14 protein-coding genes are annotated in these 19,496 nt (G+C 74.3%); 4 read left to right on the forward strand and 10 right to left on the reverse strand.

Features of this window, described 5'->3' with window-relative positions:
- Positions 1 to 32: 32 nt before the first annotated feature.
- The 8 genes from AB0F82_RS22925 to AB0F82_RS22960 are packed head-to-tail and all read right to left on the reverse strand — an operon-like array spanning position 33 to position 10,894.
- Positions 33 to 890, reverse strand: coding sequence for a 4'-phosphopantetheinyl transferase family protein (locus AB0F82_RS22925; RefSeq protein ID WP_362630776.1), 858 nt, complete (start codon positions 888 to 890; stop codon positions 33 to 35).
- Entirely contained in the window at positions 887 to 1,123 is a 237-nt protein-coding gene (locus tag AB0F82_RS22930; RefSeq protein WP_362630779.1) for a phosphopantetheine-binding protein, read from the reverse strand. Before AB0F82_RS22930 ends, AB0F82_RS22925 begins: the two co-directional genes overlap by 4 nt.
- Positions 1,110 to 3,002, reverse strand: coding sequence for an HAD-IIIC family phosphatase (locus tag AB0F82_RS22935; RefSeq protein ID WP_362630782.1), 1,893 nt, complete (start codon positions 3,000 to 3,002; stop codon positions 1,110 to 1,112). Before AB0F82_RS22935 ends, AB0F82_RS22930 begins: the two co-directional genes overlap by 14 nt.
- 7 nt (positions 3,003 to 3,009) lie before the next feature.
- Positions 3,010 to 4,050 (reverse strand): 3-oxoacyl-ACP synthase III family protein, encoded by a 1,041-nt coding sequence (locus AB0F82_RS22940; protein ID WP_356812591.1) that lies wholly within the window; start codon positions 4,048 to 4,050, stop codon positions 3,010 to 3,012.
- Complete coding sequence (locus tag AB0F82_RS22945) at positions 4,047 to 6,986, reverse strand: type I polyketide synthase (RefSeq protein ID WP_362630785.1); 2,940 nt, start codon at positions 6,984 to 6,986, stop codon at positions 4,047 to 4,049. The genes AB0F82_RS22940 and AB0F82_RS22945 overlap by 4 nt, the downstream gene beginning before the upstream one ends.
- Positions 6,986 to 7,282, reverse strand: a complete 297-nt coding sequence (locus AB0F82_RS22950) for an acyl carrier protein (protein ID WP_362630788.1) — start codon at positions 7,280 to 7,282, stop codon at positions 6,986 to 6,988. The genes AB0F82_RS22945 and AB0F82_RS22950 overlap by 1 nt, the downstream gene beginning before the upstream one ends.
- A 52-nt stretch (positions 7,283 to 7,334) precedes the next feature.
- Positions 7,335 to 9,086: an acyl-CoA dehydrogenase gene (locus AB0F82_RS22955; RefSeq protein WP_362630791.1), complete on the reverse strand. Its 1,752-nt coding sequence runs from the start codon at positions 9,084 to 9,086 to the stop codon at positions 7,335 to 7,337.
- Positions 9,083 to 10,894, reverse strand: coding sequence for a fatty acyl-AMP ligase (locus AB0F82_RS22960; RefSeq protein WP_362630794.1), 1,812 nt, complete (start codon positions 10,892 to 10,894; stop codon positions 9,083 to 9,085). The genes AB0F82_RS22955 and AB0F82_RS22960 overlap by 4 nt, the downstream gene beginning before the upstream one ends.
- Positions 10,895 to 11,134: 240 nt before the next feature.
- Here AB0F82_RS22960 and AB0F82_RS22965 point away from each other — a divergent pair, with 240 nt between their 5' ends.
- The 4 genes from AB0F82_RS22965 (at position 11,135) to AB0F82_RS22980 (ending at position 14,760) form a co-directional block, all read left to right on the forward strand.
- The gene (locus AB0F82_RS22965) at positions 11,135 to 12,694 is read left to right on the forward strand and encodes an acyl-CoA carboxylase subunit beta (protein WP_362630797.1); all 1,560 of its coding nucleotides are present in this window, start codon (positions 11,135 to 11,137) and stop codon (positions 12,692 to 12,694) included.
- Positions 12,695 to 12,696: 2 nt separating this feature from the next.
- Positions 12,697 to 12,891, forward strand: coding sequence for an acyl-CoA carboxylase epsilon subunit (locus AB0F82_RS22970; RefSeq protein ID WP_362630800.1), 195 nt, complete (start codon positions 12,697 to 12,699; stop codon positions 12,889 to 12,891).
- A gap of 36 nt (positions 12,892 to 12,927) precedes the next feature.
- Positions 12,928 to 13,701 (forward strand): thioesterase II family protein, encoded by a 774-nt coding sequence (locus tag AB0F82_RS22975; protein WP_356815708.1) that lies wholly within the window; start codon positions 12,928 to 12,930, stop codon positions 13,699 to 13,701.
- A gap of 150 nt (positions 13,702 to 13,851) precedes the next feature.
- Positions 13,852 to 14,760, forward strand: a complete 909-nt coding sequence (locus AB0F82_RS22980) for an ion transporter (protein ID WP_362630803.1) — start codon at positions 13,852 to 13,854, stop codon at positions 14,758 to 14,760.
- Between the two features lie 19 nt (positions 14,761 to 14,779).
- Here AB0F82_RS22980 and AB0F82_RS22985 read toward each other — a convergent pair whose 3' ends face one another.
- A complete protein-coding gene (locus AB0F82_RS22985) occupies positions 14,780 to 18,367 on the reverse strand; it encodes an SAV_2336 N-terminal domain-related protein (protein WP_362630806.1) in 3,588 nt (1,195 codons plus the stop codon).
- On the reverse strand, positions 18,364 to 19,491 hold the full coding sequence (locus tag AB0F82_RS22990; protein WP_362630809.1) for an AAA family ATPase: 1,128 nt from the start codon (positions 19,489 to 19,491) through the stop codon (positions 18,364 to 18,366). The genes AB0F82_RS22985 and AB0F82_RS22990 overlap by 4 nt, the downstream gene beginning before the upstream one ends.
- Between the last annotated feature and the right edge of the window lie 5 nt (positions 19,492 to 19,496).

Consider the following 19,496-nt stretch of genomic DNA (forward strand, 5'->3'; position numbering starts at 1 on the left):
CCGCCGGCCAGGCGGGACTTCGACGACACGACCTAAGGGCTGTCCAGGTCCTCGTCGAGCGCCTCGGTGATGGCGTCCACGCAGTCCTGGTCGAGCATCGTCGTGACGTGGGCGTCCTGGAGCCGGCCGAAGCCCGCGTCGTAGACCGCGGCACTGACCACGTAGCCGTCGGCGACCGGAAACGTACGGAAGATCCACTCGTCCCCGGTCCCCGCGGTGCCGTCGGGCCGCTGGACCCGCACGGCCCGGCCGTCGGGGCCGAAGCCGAACTCGGTGAAGCGGAACTGCATGCCCTGCCCGATCGCCTTGCTGTAGGCCTCCTTGAGCGTCCACAGCCGCACGAGGGCGTCGTTGCGCTGCGTTTCCGGCATCCCCGACAGCAGCACCGACTCGTACGGGGTGCAGATGTGCCGGCCGAGTCCGCTGCCGTGCATCTCGCGGTCGGCGCGCTCGGCATCCACCCCGATCAGCCCGCAGGTCGTCAGGCCCACCAGCAGCAGGTCGTCGGTGTGGCTGAGGCTGATGTCGATCTGGTCGCAGCCGCGCAGGTACGGGCGGCCGGTCGGCCCGTAGGCCAGCTCCAGGTCGGCGGGATCGCTGCCGAGCACCGCGCTCGCCGCGTGTTTGAGGAGCATCCGGGAGGCGATGTAGCGGCCCCGTACGTCGGCGTGCGTCAGGTCCAGGTAGCGCGTCCAGTCGCGGCCGAGCAGCTCGCGCAGCCCGTCGCCGGAGGGCACGACCGGCTCCAGGTCCCTCAGCCACGCGTACACCAGGGCGGTCCCGTGCGTGGCCAGGTCGTCCCGCACCCGGTCCCACGAGTCACCTCCCGGTACCACGGCGACGGGCTCACCGAGCGGCGGGCCGAGCGAGGGGCTGCCCGGGGCAGTCATCCGTACTCCTTCACGAGGGTGTGGACCTCCCGGAGACTGCGTGCCTCCAGCAGGCGGTGTACCGGTACCCGGTGGCCGGACTCCTCCAGCAGCGCCACCAGTCGGAGCAGGTTCAGCGAGTCCCAGCCCGGCAGGTCTGCCAGGGCCGTGTCCGCGCCTTCGGGGAACCCGATGTCCAGGCCGAGGTCGTCACGGACCGTCCGCAGGAACACCTCGAGGCTATCGAGGCCCATCGGCCCGCCCTCCCCCCGGGGTTTCGGTGACGCGCACGTGCGCGGGGACCTCCGGCAGCCGTACCAGGTCATGGTGGAACACCACCGGACCGTCGGCGGAGCCGTCGGTTCCGGCGGGTTCCGCCGGGGTGAACCCGCAGGACGGGTAGAAGTCCCGGGCGCTGTGGTTGCGGGCGGTGGGAACGTACCGTGCGCTCACCGCGGTCAGCCCGAGCTCCCGCGCCCGGGCCAGCAGCACGGCGAGGCAGGTCCGCTCCACGCCGCGGCCGAGCACCCGGCAGCTGAGCCACATGCCGTCCAGCCGGAGCACCCCCTCGGCGATGGTCCCGAGCACCGCGCCGACCAGGCCGTTGTCACCGAACCGGTCCGCGCTGCGCACCACGAGCAGGAGCCGCCCCGGAGCGGCCGCCAGCAGGGCCAGTTCGTCCTCCGGGAGGCCTGCGCCGCTCAGGTTGAACTGGTTGGTTCGCAGGGTCAATTGGGACACGCGGGCGAATTCGTGACGGCGGGGCGGGCCGAGCCCGACGCTCACCTGCAGGGCCCGCAGGAACTCCTCGTACGAGCCGGAACCCGCCCGCAGCGCCCCGCGCTCGCGCCGCCCGCGGTACTCGCCGGTCCTGGCGCGGTCCTCGGCGGTCAGCCGCAGGGTGTCGAACCAGCCGTCGGCGAGGAGCCGGGTCACGTGCAGCGCGGGTTCCCCGTCGAGTGCCACGACGGCGACCTCGGGCGCGCCGAGCCGTACCTGGGCGCGCTCGGCCGGGGAGTCGTCGGCGAAGACGAGGGCGTCGGGGGCGAGGTCCAGGGCCCGGGCGATGTCGGCGAGGTTGCCGTCCTTGGGCTCCCAGTTGGCTCTGACCGCGGCGAAGTCCGGCTCGCGCAGGACGAGGTCGGGGTGGGCGGCGAGCGCCTCCAGGACGGGGCCCTCGTCGTTCTTGCTGCTCACGGCGAGGAGCACGCCCTGGGAGGCGAGCTGTTTGAGGCACTTCTGGAAGGCGCCGAACGCCTCCCCGCGCAGGGTGCCGGCCGCGGCGATGCCGTCGGGCCCGTCCTCGCCGAGCACCCCGTCCCACAGGGTGCCGTCGAGGTCGAGCACGAGGCATTTGCGGACCCTGCCGCGCAGGGCGCGGGCCAGGTGTCCGATCTCGCGGGCGTAGGCGGCCAGGAGTCCGGCACCGAGGTGGACCTTGGCGTGGCGGGCCAGCCGGGGGTCGGTGACCGGCCCGCCCTCGCCGATCAGCGGTTCCAGGTCGATCACCACGAGCCGGGTGGCGGACTCGGTCAGCCGCAGCAGTCGGGCGTTGAACTCCCGCCAGACGGCTCCCAGTCGGGCCCGGGAGCGGTGGTCTACGAGCTGGTGGCTGCAGGAGCGGGGCAGCGGGACGGTGTTGAGGACCAGGGTCCCGGGGACCTCGGCCGCGAGGGCGGCGCACCGGCCCAGCGCCTCCTCCCCGGCACGTTCGACGTCCTCGGGTCCCCACACCGCGGGGACCTGGGAGAAGAGGGTCTCGGCGTCCAGCAGGCACAGGGTGAGGTCCGGTGCGGCCGTCCGCAGTTCGCCGGCCGGATCGGTGAGGTCGCGCAGGTACGTCCCGTGCTCGCCGAGCACCGGGCGCAGCAGCATCCCGTGGCGGGCCAGTTCGCCCCTGAGGGGTTCGACGACGTGTCCGGCGGTGGACTGGCCGGTGACCGCCACCGTCACCACGGGGGTGTGCGGGTGGTGCTCCAGTACGGCGGCGTGGTCGAGGCCGGCGAGCAGCCGGCCCGCCGCCGCGGCGCCGGGCCCGTCCTCCTCGGCGAGCAGTGCCGGCACCTGGTCGTAGGCCTTCTCCAGCAGCCCTCGCCCGCGCAGCTCGCGCAAGCGGTCCGGTCCCCTCGTCATCGGGCCCTCACACCTTCTCCAGGGCGAACCCGGCTCTGATCCACCTGCTGGACTCCACGCACAGGGCCAGCGCCCGGTCCCCGGTGGCGAACTCCGGCAGAAGCCGTTCGACTTGCAGGAAGGGCAGCGCGTTGCCGGTGTTGCCGGTCTCGGAGACGCAGGAGATCTCCCGGGCGGGTCCGGCCGGCAGCCGCTCGACGATGCGGGCGGTCATCCGCTCGGACAGCTGCGGCGGCAGCAGGAAGGCGATGTCGTCCAGGCTCCACCCGAGCCCGCCGAGCAGCTCCCAGAGGATCTCCACCGAGATCGCGGGCACGTGCTCCTCGATCGCCTTGTAGTCCTCCGCCAGCATCCTCCGCTGCGAGTCCCGGTCGGTGGTGCCGTACCAGTCGAGGAGCTGGCCGGGCGGACGGCCGCGCCCTGCCCAGGAGTTGAGCACCGAGCGCAGGGCGATGCGCTCGCCCTCGGGCTCGTCCGTGAGGACGGCGGCGCCGGCCCCGTCCCCGAACAGCACGTGGTTGACCAGTTCCTCGGTGGGCATCCGGGCGGTGTCCCGGCGCGGCGACAGGAACCGGTGGGTGACGTCCCCGCCGAGGACCAGTCCGGCCCGCCGGCCCCCGAGGACCAGGGTGCGGCCGAGGTCGAGGGCCTGGACGGCGCCGGAGCAGCCGGCCTGGATCTGGTAGACCGGCAGGTGGTCGAGGCCGAGCCGGTCGGCCACCTCGTTCGCGGTGGTCGGCAGCAGCGTGTCGGGGGTCGCGGTCGCCAGGACCACGAACTCGACGTCGGCGGGACCGAGTCCGGCGGCGTCCATGGCCCGGGCCCCGGCCTCGGCGCACAGGTCGGCGAGTGAGCCCCGGACCTCGCCCGTGACGGGGTCCCAGCCGAAGTGCCGGGTCCGCGTGCCGACGAAGATGTCGATCCACTCCTCGCTGACGCCGAGCAGCCTGCCGAGCGCGGTGTTGTCCACCGGGTCGCCGGGCAGCGCCGTGCCGGTCGAGGCGAGGTACACCGTGGGCCGGTCGCCGGCGTCGGGTGCCCGGGTCACGAGGACCTCGCCATGAGCACGTCCGAGAGGAAATCGGCCAGGGCGCCGACGGAACGCAGCGCGGGCAGCATCTGCTGCACGGACACCTCTCCGACCCGGGGCAGCCGGGCCTCCACCTGGTTCTTGAGCTGCATGACCATCACCGAGTCGAAGCCGAGGTCCTCGTAGAAGCGGGCCTCGCGCACGACGCGCTCCGACGGGTGGCCGCCGACCTCGGCGACGGCCTGCACCACCGCGTGCAGCACCGGGTCTTCGGCGTCACGGCCGTCCGCCGCGCCGCGGGCGGGGTGCGGGGCGTCGGGGACGGTCACGGTGACCGGCCGGGCCGGCTGTACGAAGGACTCCCGGTCCCAGGAGCGCCGCGCCGACGAGAAGACGTACGGGGCCAGGGGCTCGACGCCGCGGTGCCCGGGCTCGTACAGCTCCTCCCACAGCGGGTCGAGTCCGCCGCGGTACAGGGCCGCGACGGTCTCGGCGAGCTCCAGGCCGGTGGCCGCGGGTCCCGGGACCGGGTGCAGGTATTCCGCGCCGGGCGCGCGCCCGCCCCGGGCGGCGATCTGCAGGAGCACGCCGCGCGGGCCGATCTCGACCAGATGGGTGGGGGCGACGTCGGCGACGAGCGCTGCCAGCGCGGTGTCCATCAGGACCGGCTCCTCGATCTGGGCGGCCCAGTAGCCGGCGTCCATGAGGTCGTGGCGCAGCACCCGGCCGTGCCGGGTCGACGCGAGCGGTACGGCGGGCGGAGCGCACCGCACCGTCTCGGCGCGCAGGCCCGCGGCGGCCGGGGCCATCAGGGGCGAGTGGAAGGCGTGGGTGACCGGCAGCCGTACGACCCGTACGCCGCGGCCGGTGAGCTGCTCCGTGATCCGTTCCAGGGCGTCCAGGGGCCCGGAGACCACGGTGTCCGCGGGGCCGTTGAGCGCCGCCACGGCCGTGCCCGGCTCGGCCGCCAGCAGACCGGCGAGTTCCCCGGGGCCGGCGCCCGCCGCGATCATGCCGCCTCCGGCGGGCAGTTCGGCCGTCAGCGCGCCGCGGCGGGTGACGAGCCGGGCGGCCTCCTCCAGGCCGAGGGCGCCTGCGGTGACGGCGGCGGCGAACTCGCCGAGGCTGTGTCCGAGGACGGCGGCCGGGGTGACACCGAGCGAGGTGAGCGTGCGGGCCAGGGCGTACCCGACGGCGAACAGGGCGGGCTGGGCGAACCGCGGCCGGTGCACCCGCTCGTCGCCGCCGAGGACGAGGTCGCGCACCGACGCGCCGAGGTGCGGGGCGAGCGCCTCGTCGGCCTCGGCAAGGTGGCGGCGGTAGAGGGGTGACTCGCGGTGCAGGCCCGCCGTCATGCCGGGGTACTCGCTGCCCTGGCCGGTGAAGAGGAAGGCAACGACGGGCCTGCCCCACGGGCGTCCCTGCTCGGCGGCCGTGTCCGTCGGCGCCGCCGCCCGGCGCAGGGCGTCGACGAGTTCGCCGGTGTCGCGCACGGCGGCCGCGAAGCGGTGCGGCAGGCCGGTCTTGACGAGGTTGCTGCTCCGGCACAGTGCCGCCGCCGCGCCGCGCGGCCGTCCGGCGACCGCGTCGGCCTGTGCGGCGAGGTTGCGGCGCAGGGCCTCGGGAGTGTCGGCGCTGACGGTGAAGACGCCGGCGGCGTCGCGCGCGGCGCGCGTACGGGCGCCGTCGGGGCCCGCGCCACGCGCGGTGCGCGGTGCCGAGCCGAGGACCGCGTGGGCGTTCGTCCCGCCCATGCCGAAGCTGCTGACTCCGGCGAGGGTCTCCCCGCGGGGCAGCCGCATCGGGGACTTCAACAGCCGCAGGCCCCGCTCGCCGAGCCGCAGCTGCGGGTTCTCCCGGTCGGCGAAGAGGCTGGCGGGGACGATGCGGTGGTGCAGGGCCAGCGCGGTCTTGATGAGGCCGGCGATGCCCGCCGCGCCTTCGGTGTGGCCGAGGTTGCCCTTGACGGAGCCGATGGCGCACGGGGTGTCGCGGGGCACTGCGTGGACCGCGCCGAGCGCCGCGCACTCGATGGCGTCGCCGAGTACGGTCCCGGTGCCGTGCGCTTCCACGAACGCGACCCGGTCCGGGGCGACCCCCGCGCGCCGGTAGGCGGAGCTAAGGACGCGCTGCTGCGACCAACGGTTGGGGGCGATCACCCCGTTGCTGCGGCCGTCCTGGTTGACGGCGCTGCCGCGCAGCACGGCGTAGATCCGCTGGCCGTCGGCGAGGGCGTCCGCCAGCCGGCGCAGCACCACCAGGCCGACGCCGTCGCTGCGGCCGATCCCGTCGGCGTCCGCGCTGAAGGGCTTGCAGCGCCCGTCGGCGGCGGCCAGGCCGAGCTGTCCGTAGACCATCCCCAGTGAGGGCGAGAGCACGATGTTGACCCCGCCGGCCAGAGCGGTGTCGCACTCCTCGGCCAGCAGTGAGCCCGCCGCGAGGTGGACGGCGACGAGCGAGGACGAGCAGGCCGTGTCCACGGCGAGGCTCGGTCCGGTGAAGTTGAAGTGGTAGGAGATCCGGTTGGCCGCCATGCCGGCGCTGCTGCCGGAGCCGAGCAGCGGGGTGACGCGGGCGAGGTCGCTCATCGTGAGGCGGCCCCACTCACCGCCCATCACCCCGACGAACACCCCCGTCTCGGTGCCCGCGAGGTCGCCGGGGGCCCGGCCCGAGTCCTCCAGGGCCCGCCAGGCGCAGGGCAGCAGGAGCCGGTGGTGCGGGTCCATGGCGGCGGCCTCGCGGGGCGCGACCGAGAAGAAGTCGCTGTCGAAGACATCGGCGTCGTCGATGAAGCCGCCGCTGCCGGCGACGGCGGGGAAGTCCCGGGCCTCCCAGCGCTGCGCGGGCACCGGGGCGATACCGTCGCCGCCGCGCATGAGCAGGTCCCAGTACGCCTGCACGCCCGCCGCCCCGGGGAACGCGCAGTCGATCCCGACGATGGCGACGTCCCCCATCAGTGCCGGTCCCGCGCGTGGGCCGGGGCGGCCGGGATCACCGAGGCGAGGTGGGCGACGAGGCTCTCGACGGTGGGGTGGTCCCAGAGCAGCGTCGGTTCCACCTCCAGGCCGAACTCGTCCTCCAGGTCGCCGCACAGGCTCAGGGCGGCCACCGAGTCCATGCCGTACTCGGCGAAGGGCACGGTGGGGTCGATGGTCTCGGGTGCGCGCCGCAGGTACACCGAGAGCCGGGCGTACAGCCACTCGTGCGGCAGGACGCCGTCGGCGGCGGGCCGGCCGGTGTGAACGGTCATCGTGGGGCTCCTTCAGTGCGTACGGCGCATCCGCGGGCCGGCCGGGTGCCGGTCAGCCGGGGATGGGAGTGGAGTAGAGGTCGTAGCTGGTCTGCGTGCTGAAGCGGAGCTGGACCTCGTGCCGGATCCGGGTCTCGCACTCCGCCGGCAGGTCGGCGACGCGCGTGCCCAGCCGGCGGGCTATGCGGTGCAGTGCGGCGGCCGCCCAGGACGGGTCGGCGAGGAACGGGTCGGGGCCGTAGCGGGCCTGGTCCCACAGGCCGAGCACGGCGGCGGCGGCGAGGAGCAGCGCGTAGCGGTCCATGAGGGCGAACCTCGCGGGCCGGGCGGTGGTCGCCGCACCCGCCGCCTCCAGCGCGAGCACCCGGCGGCGTACGTCGCGCAGCTCCCCGACGAGTCCGTCGGCGAGCGTGCGCAGGGCCCGCTCGACGGGGCCGGCGCCGTCGATGCCCGCGGCGACGGCGAGCATGGTCGCGCTGAGGGAGTCGCGTCCGCAGGCGAGGCTGAGCCGTTCGGTCCGCAGCGGCGGCAGGTCGCCGTGCAGCCGGAACAGGCCGGCGGGCGCCTCGTCCTCGACGAACCAGGAGGACCGGGCCAGGCGCGGCATCTGCGGGATGACCGTGGCCTGGCAGGCGACCGTCCCGGCGTGGCCGAGGCTGAGCACCGGCACGTCCCTGACGTGTTTCTGGAAGATGCCCAGGGTGCCCTCGCGGGTGTAGAAGCCCGAGCCCAGCACGATGGACAGGTCGTACATGGTCTCGGTCAGCACGCGGGGCAGCAGGTACTTGAGGGCCGCCGAGTACACGCTGGTCTCGGCGGGCAGCAGGTGCAGGGCCCGGGTGGCGACGACGGCGAGGGCGTCGTACAGCAGCAGGTTGACGAAGGCGTTGGTGAGCGCCGCGCCGGTGCGGCCGCCGTCCTGGCCGCCGGCCTGCCATCCGCCGGAGCGCTCCCGGTCGAAGCGGACGGCGGTGCGCAGGCTGGTGTCGAGGGCCGCGACAGCCGTCGCGGCGATCACGGTCCGGCTGATCTGGAACGACCGCAGGGCGGTCGTGATCCCGCTGCCCTCCGGACCCAGCAGGGCCGAGCCGGGCACCGGGCAGTCGTCGAACTCCACCCCGGCGAACCGGCAGCCGCGCAGCCCGACGGGGGTCCGGCAGGCGGTCACCGCCGCCCGTGCGCCGGTCAGCTGCCCCGGCTCCAGCAGCAGCACCGAGTGGCTGCCGCTGCCCGGGGCGGGATCGGTCCGGCAGAACAGGACCAGCGCCCCGGCCCGCTCCAGGTTGTTGACCATCGGCTTGCCGCCGCTGATCAGGTAGCCGTCGCCGCTGCGGCGGGCGGTGACCTGGCTGCGGACGAAGTCGTTGCTGTGGGCGGTCTCGTGCTGGGCGATGGCCGCCTTGCCGCCGCCCCTCAGCAGCCCGGCGAGCCAGCGGCGCTGCCGGGAGCTGCCGGCGGTCCAGACGTCGGATGCCGCCATGAAGGTGGTCATGCCGTGGCCCATGGCCAGTCCCACGTCCCGGCGGAAGACCGGGCGCATGATCCTGACCAGGGTGTCCATGCCGTCCAGCCGCCCGCCAAGGGCGTGCGGCACGTATTCGTCGGCGATGTTGAAGTCGTCGAGCAGCGCCTCGCCGGCGGCGAAGGGCACAGCGGCCCGGTCGGCCTCCAGCAGGGCGGTGTAGCCGACCGGGTTGGCCGGGTCGGTGGGATCGCCGAACCGTGCCTCCAGCTCGGCCACCCGGGCCCGGACGGCGTGCTCGCGCCGCTGCCCGGCCGCCCGCTCGCCGAGGAGCGACGTCACCACCGTCTTCCTCCGTCGGCTCCCTCCGGCCGCAGCAGGTCTTCGCCGAAGAGCACGTCCTGCGGCCGCGCCAGCGCCCGTACGTCCGGGGTCAGGACCTCGTAGTCGCCGCGCAGTACGCCGTCGAGGAACAGCCCGCGCATCAGGGTGCGCTGGACCTTGCCGCTGCTGGTGCGGCGTACGGTGCCGGGGCGCACGAGCAGCACGTTGCCGGCGGGGATCTCGAACTCCTTGCCGATCAGGGCCTGGATCCGCTGGGCGACCGTCCGCAGCTCGGCGCCGCCCGCGCCGCGGACCTCCTGGACGAGGACGAGCTGCTCGCCCCCGGCGTCCACGGAGAACGCGGCGCCCGCGCCGAAGGTCAGCGCGGGGCTGACCGTGCGGGCGGCCCACTCGACGTCCTGCGGGTAGACGTTGCGGCCGTTGACGATGACGACTTCCTTGAGCCGGCCGGTGACGAACAGCTCGCCGTCCTCCAGCATGCCCAGGTCGCCCGTGCGCAGGAAGTTGCTCTCCTCGTCGTTGAGGCTGGCACGGAAGGTGTGGGCGGTCTCGGTGGGGCGGCGCCAGTAGCCGCGGGCCACACTGTGGCCGCGCAGCCAGATCTCGCCGACGGCGCCGGCCGGGAGTTCGTGGTGGGTCAGCGGGTCGACGACGCGGACCTCCACGTCGACAGGGGTGCCGCAGCCGACCAGGGTCTGTGCGCGGCCGTCCGCCGCCGCGTGGAGCACCCGGTCGCGTTGCAGGGCGGTCCGGTCGAAGTCCTTGCGGACGTGGGGGGTGCCGGGGACGCCGCCGGAGACCACCAGGGTGGCCTCGGCCAGGCCGTAGCAGGGGTAGAGGGCCTCGGGGCGGAACCCGGCGGGGGCGAAGCGGCGGGCGAACTCGTCGAGGCTCTCCGGGCGTACGGGTTCGGCGCCGTTGAGGGCCAGGCGCCAGCGGGACAGGTCCAGTTCGGCGATCTGCTCGTCCTTGACGCGGCGTACGCACAGGTCGTAGCTGAAGTTGGGACCGCCGCCCACGGTGACGCCGTAGCGGTCGACGGCCTGGAGCCAGCGCAGCGGGCGTTTGACGAAGGACAGCGGGGTGACCTGCACGCAGTGGCTGCCGAGCCAGACCGGGTGCAGCAGGTGGGCCACCAGTCCCATGTCGTGGAAGTAGGGCAGCCAGCTGCCGAAGCGGTCCTCGCGGGTGGTGCGCAGCACCTTCTGCAGGGCGGCCTGGTTGGCGAGGAGGTTGCGGTGCGAGACGCTCACGCCGCGCGGTTCGCTGACGGAGCCGGATGTGTACTGGAGGAACACCAGGTCGTCAGGGCGGGCGGTGACCGGCTGCCAGGCTTCGGCGTCGCCGGCCTCGGGCACGTCGGTGACCAGGCACGCCGCGCCGGGCCGGGAGTTGCGGGCGAGCCACAGCGCGACCTCGGGGGCGGCGGCCGTCTCGGTCAGCACGAGGCTCGCGCCGGTGTCCGCCAGGACCGCGGTGGTGCGGTTGAGGCGCTTGTCCCGGCCGGCCTCGCCGGGCATCGGTACGGGTACGGCGACGGCTCCGGCGTAGAGGCAGCCCGCGAAGGCCTTGAGGAACTCGACGGTGGAGGAGTAGGCCAGCAGCACGGGCCGGCCGGCCGCCTCGTACTCCTGGAGGCGGGCGGCGATCCGTCTCGCCTCGCGGTCCAGTGCCCCGTAGGTGAGGTGCTCGGCCTCCACCCCGCCCGCCGTCTCGCGGAGGAAGACGTGCACGTCCTCGTCGGCGAGTTCGGCCGCCCTGGCCCGGAGGAGGTCGGTGAAGGTGGCGAAGCGTGGCTCTGACATCCGCGGCGTCCCCTCGGGTCTGCGGGCCCGTGGAGTGGCGGACCTCGATTCCCCGGATCATGCGGGCGTCTGCTTAAGGGGCGCTTGCGCCCGCCCGGAACGGCCGGCGGGTGACCCCTGACCCCTATCCCGGTCAGGGGGCGGTCGCTGTTCTCGGCGCGCGCCGTCGGTGCCTTCAATGGCAGGCACTGTCCAGGGCCGCCGCGGGCGCCCCCCGACGGCCGAGGAAACGGGTGGAGCATGACAGTTGCCGATGTCGGTGTCCGAGTGGCCGAACTGAGAGCGATCAAGGAGTCCGTCGAGCTGGGGCCGTCGCCGGGCGCCTCCGAGGCGCAGCACGCCCGCGGCAAGCTGACCGTACGCGAGCGGCTGGACCTGCTCTTCGATCCGGGTACCTTCCGGGAGATCGAGCAGTTGCGCCGGCACCGGGCCACGGGCTTCGGCCTGGAGGACCGCAGGCCGCACACGGACGGCGTGGTGACCGGCTGGGGCAAGGTCGACGGCCGCAGGGTGTTCGTGTACGCGCACGACTTCCGCATCTTCGGCGGTTCGCTCGGCGAGGCGCACGCGCAGAAGATCCACAAGGTGATGGACCTCGCGCTGGCGGCCGGCGCCCCGCTGGTGTCGCTCAGCGACGGCGCGGGCGCCCGGATCCAGGAGGGGGTCACCGCGCTCGCCGGCTACGGCGGCATCTTCCGCCGCAACGTGGCGGCGTCCGGGGTGATCCCGCAGATCAGCGTGATGCTCGGGCCGTGCGCGGGCGGGGCGGCGTACTCGCCCGCGCTGACGGACTACGTCTTCATGGTGCGCGGCATCGCGCAGATGTACATCACCGGCCCCGACGTGGTGCAGGCGGTGACCGGCGAGCGGATCAGCCACGACGACCTGGGCGGCGCGCAGGTCCACTCCTCGGTCTCCGGCGCCGGCGCCTTCCTGTACGACACCGAGGAGGAGTGCCTCGAAGAGGTGCGGCACCTGCTGTCGCTCCTGCCGTCCAACAACCGCGAGCTGCCACCCGCGGTCGTCCCCTCCGACCCGGCCGGGCGGCGCGCCGCGGCACTGTCCGAACTCGTCCCCGCCGACCCGGCCCGCTCGTACGACATGCGCGCCGTGATCGAGGAGATCGTCGACGACGGCGACCTGTTCGAGGTCCACGCCCACTGGGCGACCAACATCATCTGTGGTCTGGCCCGGCTGGACGGCCACGTCGTCGGGATCGTCGCGAACCAGCCCGCCTCGCTCGCAGGGGTGCTCGACATCAACGCCTCCGAGAAGGCGGCCCGGTTCGTGCAGACCTGTGACGCCTTCAGCATCCCGCTGGTGACGCTGGTGGACGTGCCGGGCTTCCTGCCGGGCAGCGGCCAGGAGCACGACGGTGTCATCCGGCACGGCGCGAAACTGCTGTACGCGTACTGCGCGGCCACCGTGCCCCGGGTGCAGGTGATCCTGCGCAAGGCGTACGGCGGCGCCTACATCGTGATGGACTCCCGCTCGATCGGCGCGGACCTGTCCTTCGCGTGGCCAACCAACGAGATCGCCGTCATGGGCGCCGAGGGCGCGGCGAACGTGGTCTTCCGCCGGGAGATCGCCGCCTCGGACGACCCCGGGGCGGCGCGGGCGCAGCGCGTCAAGCAGTACCGCCAGGAACTCATGCACCCCTACTACGCCGCCGAGCGCGGCCTGGTGGACGACGTCATCGACCCGGCGGGGACCCGGCAGGTGCTGGCGGACGCGCTGGAGATGCTGCGGGCCAAGCACGTGGCGCTGCCCGAACGCAAGCACGGCAACCCGCCGTTCTGACCGTGCCCGCCACTCCCCCGCCCCTGAAGATCGTGCGCGGCGCCCCCGACAGCACGGAACTGGCGGCCGTCCTCCTCGCCCTGCTCGCCGTCGCCGGGCAGCCGGACGACGCCGGCGAGGGTGCCGCGCCGCCTCCCCGGGCCCGCTGGCGTCCCGCGCACGGCTGGCGGCCGCCGGGCTCCTGGACCGCTCCCTGAGCGGGACCGGCCCCACCGAAAGGACACCGACCGACGATGATCCGTACGAACCGCGCCTCCGCAGTCGCCCCGCCGGCGACCGGCGACTGGCTGCGCCGTTTCCACCCCGCCGACGACGCCCCCGTACGGCTGTTCTGCTTCCCGCACGCGGGCGGCGCGGCCAGCTACTACTTCCCGATGTCCCGGGCCCTGTCCCCGTACGCCGACGTGGTGCCCGTGCAGTACCCGGGCCGCCAGGACCGCCGGGGCGAGAGGTGCGTCGACGACCTGATGGAACTCGCGGACCGGGTCACCCGCGAGCTGCTGCCCTGGTGCGACCGGCCGGTGGCGCTGTTCGGCCACAGCCTCGGCGCGTCCCTGGCCTTCGAGGTGGCGCTGCGGCTGCAGGAGGCCGGCGAACCGGCTCCCGTGGCCCTGTTCGCCTCGGGCCGCCGGGCGCCGTCGCACCACCGCGAGAACCAGCTGGTCCATCTCGCCCCCGACGAGCAGCTGCTCGCCGAGATCAAGGGGCTCAGCGGCACGGCCCCGGCCGTCCTGGCCGACGACGAGCTGCTGCGGTCGGTGCTCCCCGCGATCCGTGGCGACTACAAGGCCGCCGAGACCTACCGCTACAGGCCGGGGCCCGCCCTGGCCTGCCCGATCACGGTCCTCACCGGGGACGCCGACCCGGCGGTGACGGCGGAGGAGGCCGCGGGCTGGGCCGACCACACCGAGGGCCCGTTCGCCCTCCACCGCTTCACCGGCGGCCACTTCTACCTCAACGAGCACGCCGCCGAGGTCAACGACCTGGTGCGACGGCAACTGTCGTAGGGCGGTCCGTCCCCACCGCCGTTCGGACGGTGGGGGCGCACGCCTCGGCGCGTTGGGGCGCGCGCAGGGGTGAAACCCGATCGGCTGTGGGGCGTTAGGGAGGGTGGGCCGCCGTTCGCCCGTGGTGCACGCGAGAGTACGAGGAGCACGATGACCAACCCCAGGCCCGCCGGACGCGCCCGGATGAAGCTGGCGGCCCGGTGCCGGGTGGCCACCGAGGCGCCCGCCTTCGGCATGGTCGTCTTCTGCGTGATCCTGTTCAACGCCGCGCTGATGGGTGTCGAGACGTACAGCGGGCTCGCGGCGGAGTACCAGCGGCTGCTGCGGACCGCCGAGCAGTGCTGCCTGGCCCTGTTCAGCGTGGAGATGCTGCTGCGCGTCGGCGCCTTCGCGGACCGGCCGAAAGCATTCTTCCGCGACCCGTGGAACCTCTTCGACCTGGCGGTCGTCGCCTCCGCCTTCGTCCCGTTCGTCCGCGAGAACACCACCTTGCTGCGGCTGCTGCGGCTGGCCCGGGTGCTGCGCACGGCCCGTTTCCTCCCGCACCTGCGCATCCTGCTGATCGCGGTCGGCCGCAGCCTGCCCGGTACCGCCAGCTTCCTGTTCGTCGGCGGCCTGGTGCTGTACGTGTACGCGATGGTCGGCTGGGTCTGCTTCGCCGACTCGGACCCGGGGCACTACGGCTCCGTGGGCCGCGCGATGCTCACGCTGTTCCTGCTGACCACTTTGGACGGGCTGACTGACGCCGTCCGCGCGGGGCTGCAGATCTCCCGCCTCAGCATCGTCTACTACGCCTCCTACGCGCTGCTCGCCTCCTTCGTCCTGGTCAACGTCCTCATCGGGGTGGTGCTCAACTCCCTCGACGAGGCGCGCGAGATCGAGGACGCGGCCGACCGCGACCGCAAGCAGCCGGGCCCGCCGCCGGCCGCGGGCCCCGACACCGACGTCCGCGACCGCATCGCGACGGCCCGCCGCGCCCTGGACGAGATCGAGGCGAGCCTCCCCACCCCGGACGGCCGCCCCTCACGCCACCTGGAGACCTCCCGCAGCGGTTGCTGACCGGCGGGACGTCGCCCGTTCACTGCTCGGAGCCCAGCAGACGGATGTCCCAGGTGCCGTCCGGGCGCTGGTGGACGGCCCAGCGCCCGGGTCGGTCCCCGAATGCGGACCCGGGCGCCTCCTGGAGGCGCAGCTGCTCCAGACGGACCCGGCCCTGGAACGTGGCTCCGCCGAAGTCCACCGGCCCTTCGAACACGGCGCCGGTGGACACCAGTCCCAGTTCCCACGTCGTGGAGGCGAAGGAGACCGGTCCGGCGAAGGAAGCCCCGCTCAGCCCGGTCAGACCGCAGAACACCGCGCGCGAGAAGTCGGCCTCGGCGGCCACCTGCATCCCGTTCAGGTCCGCCGAGGCCTCCAGCACCGCCCGGGCGAAGGACACCTCCTCCAGGAAGGCGCTCTCCGAGAAGCCCGCCAGTCCGCGGAACTGCGCACGGCGGAAATCGGCTCCCGCCTGGAACCGGCTGTGGTCGAAGTCGCCGACGCCCAGGAACACCGCGCCGTCGAAGGAGGCCCGTCCGGCGAAGGTGGAGTTCCCGAGCCTGGCCCGTCCCGCGAAGACTGCCCGGCTGAAGGAGGCACCGGCCAAGAACTCGATGCCGCCCTCGCTCCAGTCGTCCACGAAGGTTGCGCGGTCGAAGACCGCCTCGCCCAGCGTGACGGGCTGCGAGCGCGATTCCCGCAAGGCGTTCAGGAGCCGCTGCAGCAGCCCCCCCTTGAAGGTGGTTCCCCTGAGGTCCACCGGGGATCCGGGCCCGAGGGCCCCCAGGTACGCGTGCTCCCCATCGGGGTCGAGATGGGCGAGGCACACGTCGCGGCCGGGCAGCCGGATCCCCGTGCACGGGGCGCGCGGCGGCTGCGCGGAACGATGACCGCAGGTCAGCCAGTCGACGGCTGCCCCCCGGAGCTCGGCGGCCTCCGTCAGGGCCAGGCCCAGCTCGGCGCAGTCCCCGGTGCACAACCAGCCTTCCGTGTCACCGCCGAGCGGAACGAGCGTGCGCAGCGCCGTGGGACCGACCATCGCGCCGAGCTCCTCGTACACGGGTCGGGCCAGGGCCACGGCCAGCGAGCCCTGCGACGAGCGGCTCCGGTTCACCATCCCGGAATGCCCGAGGAGCCGGCCGGCCTCGGACGCGGCCTGCCCGGTGACGCCGCGTCTTTCCGGCAGCGATTCCACGGGCCCCGCTGCCACGGCGATGTCGAGCGAGAAGGGTCCGCCTCCCGTCCTCTGGTCCGCGAACAGTGCAGCCGTACGCGGGAGTCCGGACAGCAGCAGACCCGCCTTGCCGAGGGCCCCCGGTGCCTCCACCAGCAGCACCTGCACGGGCTGGTCCTGCACGCCCCCGGCCAGCCTCACGGCGACGTCCGTGTCCTCCACGAGCCGCATCAAGAGATTGACGGCCTCCGCGCTCGGCGAACTTCCTGCCGGATAGACGCAGTCGTCACCGAGCCGCACAGCCAGGCACACGGTGCCCTCCGTGGAACGGACCTGTCCGTGCTCGGCCATCACCGCTCGGAAGTCCGGCTGTTCCAGCAACGCGCTGCCCGAGAGGAACACCATGCGGTCCGGCCAGACGCCGTGGACGACGCCGATCAACGCGCCGTCGCGGGAGACCGGGGCGCCGCGGTAGTGGGTCCAGGCCTCCGGCTCCGCGGAGAGCCGTACCAGCTCGCCGTTGCGGGCGCCCTCGTACGGCACCACCTCGCCCGTCAGCGCGACGGCGTCGCCCTGGTCGGTGCGGCCGTCGATCCTGACGCGGCCCGGCGGCTGGTCCGCCGTCAGCCACGGCAGCGGATCGGGCGGGGGTTCCGGGCCGGTCAGGTCCTCCTCGGCCAGGAGCAGGAACACCCGGGGCATCGCATCGTCCGACCACACCGCCCGGCAGGAGACCTCCCGGTCGCCGGCGCGCACCCAGCCGACAGCCCCCGGGGCCGCGTCCCCGACCGTGAGGACGAGCCGGGGCGTCAGGAGCGTGCCGACCTCCAGCGGCTCCGGCAGCCCGTGGTAGCGGACGCGTACGACACGGTCCGCGAGGCCCGGGTCCTGCGGCGGCTGTGTCGCGAACGGCAGGGACCCCTCGGCCACCCGCCGGCGGCCCTCCCGCCCGTCGGTGACCCTGGTCGCGGAGAAGTCCGGTCCGGTGCCGCGGTTGCGGGACATGTACTCCCACACGCGCCGGCGGACCAGTTCCCGTACGGCGGCCACCTCACCGCGCAGTTGCGAGCCGAGCAGCGCCTCCCGGACGCCGGGCAGGAACTCGAACTCCACCTCATCGGCGTTCCGTTCGTGCTCCCAGGGCGCGAACAGCCCGCCGAGGGCGACCTCCGCGAGGTGTCCGTGCTCGGAGTCCCGCAGCAGGGAGCGCCGGACCAGGTTCATGACCGGCAGGGTCAGCGGTACGGCGGCCAGGTGGGCGGCGAGCTGCTGGGCGGTCGGGGAGGCACTCGCACGGAAGCGCTCCACCACCTCCAGCGCGCTGCGGACACCGCCGGCCGGGGCTTCGCGGGCGCCGGTGCTCCCCGGCTCCGCGTCCAGCCGCAGACAGGCCAGGCGCCGCCAGCGGCCGTCCCCTGAGACCACCCGCACCAGCCGGGCCAGGCTGCCCGGGGCGACACCGACGACGGGGACGACGTCGGCGGCGCGCCGGCGGCCGGCGCGGGAGCGGGAGCGGCGGGCGGTCGCCGCCCGCTGCCAGGAGCGGGTGGCGGCGGCCGGACGGTCGGCGCGGACGGCGAAGGGGACGGGTCGGACGGCGCCGCGCGTCCAGAGCCGTTCGGGCAGGACGTTCAGCACGGCCACGGCGTTGTGCGTGCACCAGTGCCGGAGCACGCCCTGTACGGAGGCCTCGCACCAGCCTCCCGCCACGGTGTCGGAGACTACGAGGATCAGCCTGCGGCCGGCGGGGTCGGCCAGTTCCGTCGGGTTGCGGGGCGCGCCGGAACGGCCCCGGGTGAGCATCGGGGTGGCGCCGGAGCCGGTGCCCGTCAGCTGCCAGGTGCGTACGTCGCGGAAGACGCCGCTGCGGGTCAGCACGCGGCGCAGTTCGTCCACGAGGTCCGCCCAGAGCAGCATCGAGTGGTGCGTGTCGACGACCAGCGCCAGGTCGAGCCAGCGGCTCTCGGCCGGCCGCAGGACGGGCGTCGGCACCATCCGCTCGATGCTGCGCTCGACGGTGAGCTGCTCGTCCAGTTCCTCCCCGGGGCCGCCGATGGAGCGCCGCCCGACGGGGCGCAGGGCCCGCATCAGGGCCAGCGGGTCGTCGAGGGAGGCGGCCCGGGGCAGCCGCACGGGTGAGCCGCGGCGGCCGGCGCCCTCGTCGGCCGGTTTCCCGGCGGGGTCGGGTACGGAGGCGGGGAAGAGCTTGACGGCAGGCTGCCCGTCCGCCGGGCCGCCGGAGACCGCGGCGGCCTCGGGTGCCGGCGGGTCGGCCCCCGGTGGCCGCTCGGCTTCCACGTCGTCGCCGGGCGCGACCGGCGGCGGGCGGGGCCCGGCGGGGTCCACGCGGGCGGCCAGCCACAGGATGTCGGCGATCTCCTCCGCCCCGATGCCCGGACGCGGGCCCGCGTCCTCGGCGCCGTCGGCGAGGGCCGCGAGCAGTTCCTCGATCACGCCGTGGGCCCGGTCAGGTGCTGCATGACGGTCTTGAGGAAGCGGTCGCGGTCGGCGGGGGCGGACCAGGCGCCGGCGAGGCGGAGCTGGATGGCGTTGAGGAGCTGGTCGGTGGCGAGGTCACCGTCCCCGGACCGGTCGATGAAGTCCTGGACGAGCTCCTGGTACTCGCCGCCCTCCTCGACGTCGACGCCGAGCCGGCGGCGCACGATGCGGGCGAGTTTCTCCGGGCCGGGCGGCTCCAGGTGCAGGCGGACGCAGCGGCGCAGGAAGGCGGGCGGGAAGTCGCGTTCGCCGTTGCTGGTGAGGACGACGACGGGGAAGTACCGGCACTGCACGAGGCCCTGGGAGATCTGCACGGAGGCGTCGGGGTCGTCGTCGGTGCCGATGGCGACGGTCGGGTCCTCCTTGGCGAGACGGGCGAGTTCGGGGACGACGAAGCCGCCGTCCTCGAAGACGGTGAGGAGGTCGCCGGGGAGGTCGATGTCGCTCTTGTCGATCTCGTCCACGAGCAGGACGCGGGGCCGGTCCTGCGGCAGCAGGGCGGTGCCGAGCGGCCCGAGGCGCAGGTAGCGGGAGATCGAGGGCGCGTGGGCGGGTTCGGTGCCGGGTTCGGCCGCGGGTTCTGCCGCGCCGGCGGTCACGGTGGCCGGTGCCGCGGGGCCCACCGGACCCACCGGGCCCACCGGCCTGCGCAGTTGCTCCAGGCCGGCCTCCTGGAGGCGGCCGATGGCGTCGTAGAGGTACAGCCCGTCGCGCAGCACCGTCCGGCTGGTGATGGGCCAGTGCAGTACGGGCCCCAGACCCAGGTCCGAGGCGATGCTGTAGGCCAGCGTGGACTTTCCGACGCCGGGCTTCCCGGTGATCAGCAGCGGCCTGCGCAGGTGCAGGGCCGTGTTGACGACGTCCTTCTCCTGCTCGTCGGGGACGTAGCCCTCGCCGCGCCGGCGGGTGCGCTCCCAGGCGGACCCCTCGCACCCGGGGGGCGCGTAGCCCGGGTCGGGGCTGCCGGTGAAGTCCCGCCAGGGCGGCGGGGATGCGGTTTCCAGGCGGGCGCGCCGTTCCGCGCCCTCACCGGCCCCTTGGTACAGCCACCAGTCCTTCACCACTGCCTCTGCCTCCATCGTCG

The organism is Streptomyces virginiae (genome assembly GCF_040638905.1).
Classification (GTDB): domain Bacteria; phylum Actinomycetota; class Actinomycetes; order Streptomycetales; family Streptomycetaceae; genus Streptomyces; species Streptomyces virginiae_B.

Coding starts and splice junctions, on each gene's coding strand:
- AB0F82_RS22925 (WP_362630776.1), bottom strand. CDS start 890: ATGACTGCCCCGGGCAGCCCCTCGCTCGGCCCGCCGCTCGGTGAGCCC.
- AB0F82_RS22930 (WP_362630779.1), bottom strand. CDS start 1,123: ATGGGCCTCGATAGCCTCGAGGTGTTCCTGCGGACGGTCCGTGACGAC.
- AB0F82_RS22935 (WP_362630782.1), bottom strand. CDS start 3,002: ATGACGAGGGGACCGGACCGCTTGCGCGAGCTGCGCGGGCGAGGGCTG.
- AB0F82_RS22945 (WP_362630785.1), bottom strand. CDS start 6,986: ATGGGGGACGTCGCCATCGTCGGGATCGACTGCGCGTTCCCCGGGGCG.
- AB0F82_RS22950 (WP_362630788.1), bottom strand. CDS start 7,282: ATGACCGTTCACACCGGCCGGCCCGCCGCCGACGGCGTCCTGCCGCAC.
- AB0F82_RS22960 (WP_362630794.1), bottom strand. CDS start 10,894: ATGTCAGAGCCACGCTTCGCCACCTTCACCGACCTCCTCCGGGCCAGG.
- AB0F82_RS22965 (WP_362630797.1), top strand. CDS start 11,135: ATGACAGTTGCCGATGTCGGTGTCCGAGTGGCCGAACTGAGAGCGATC.
- AB0F82_RS22975 (WP_356815708.1), top strand. CDS start 12,928: ATGATCCGTACGAACCGCGCCTCCGCAGTCGCCCCGCCGGCGACCGGC.
- AB0F82_RS22980 (WP_362630803.1), top strand. CDS start 13,852: ATGACCAACCCCAGGCCCGCCGGACGCGCCCGGATGAAGCTGGCGGCC.
- AB0F82_RS22990 (WP_362630809.1), bottom strand. CDS start 19,491: ATGGAGGCAGAGGCAGTGGTGAAGGACTGGTGGCTGTACCAAGGGGCC.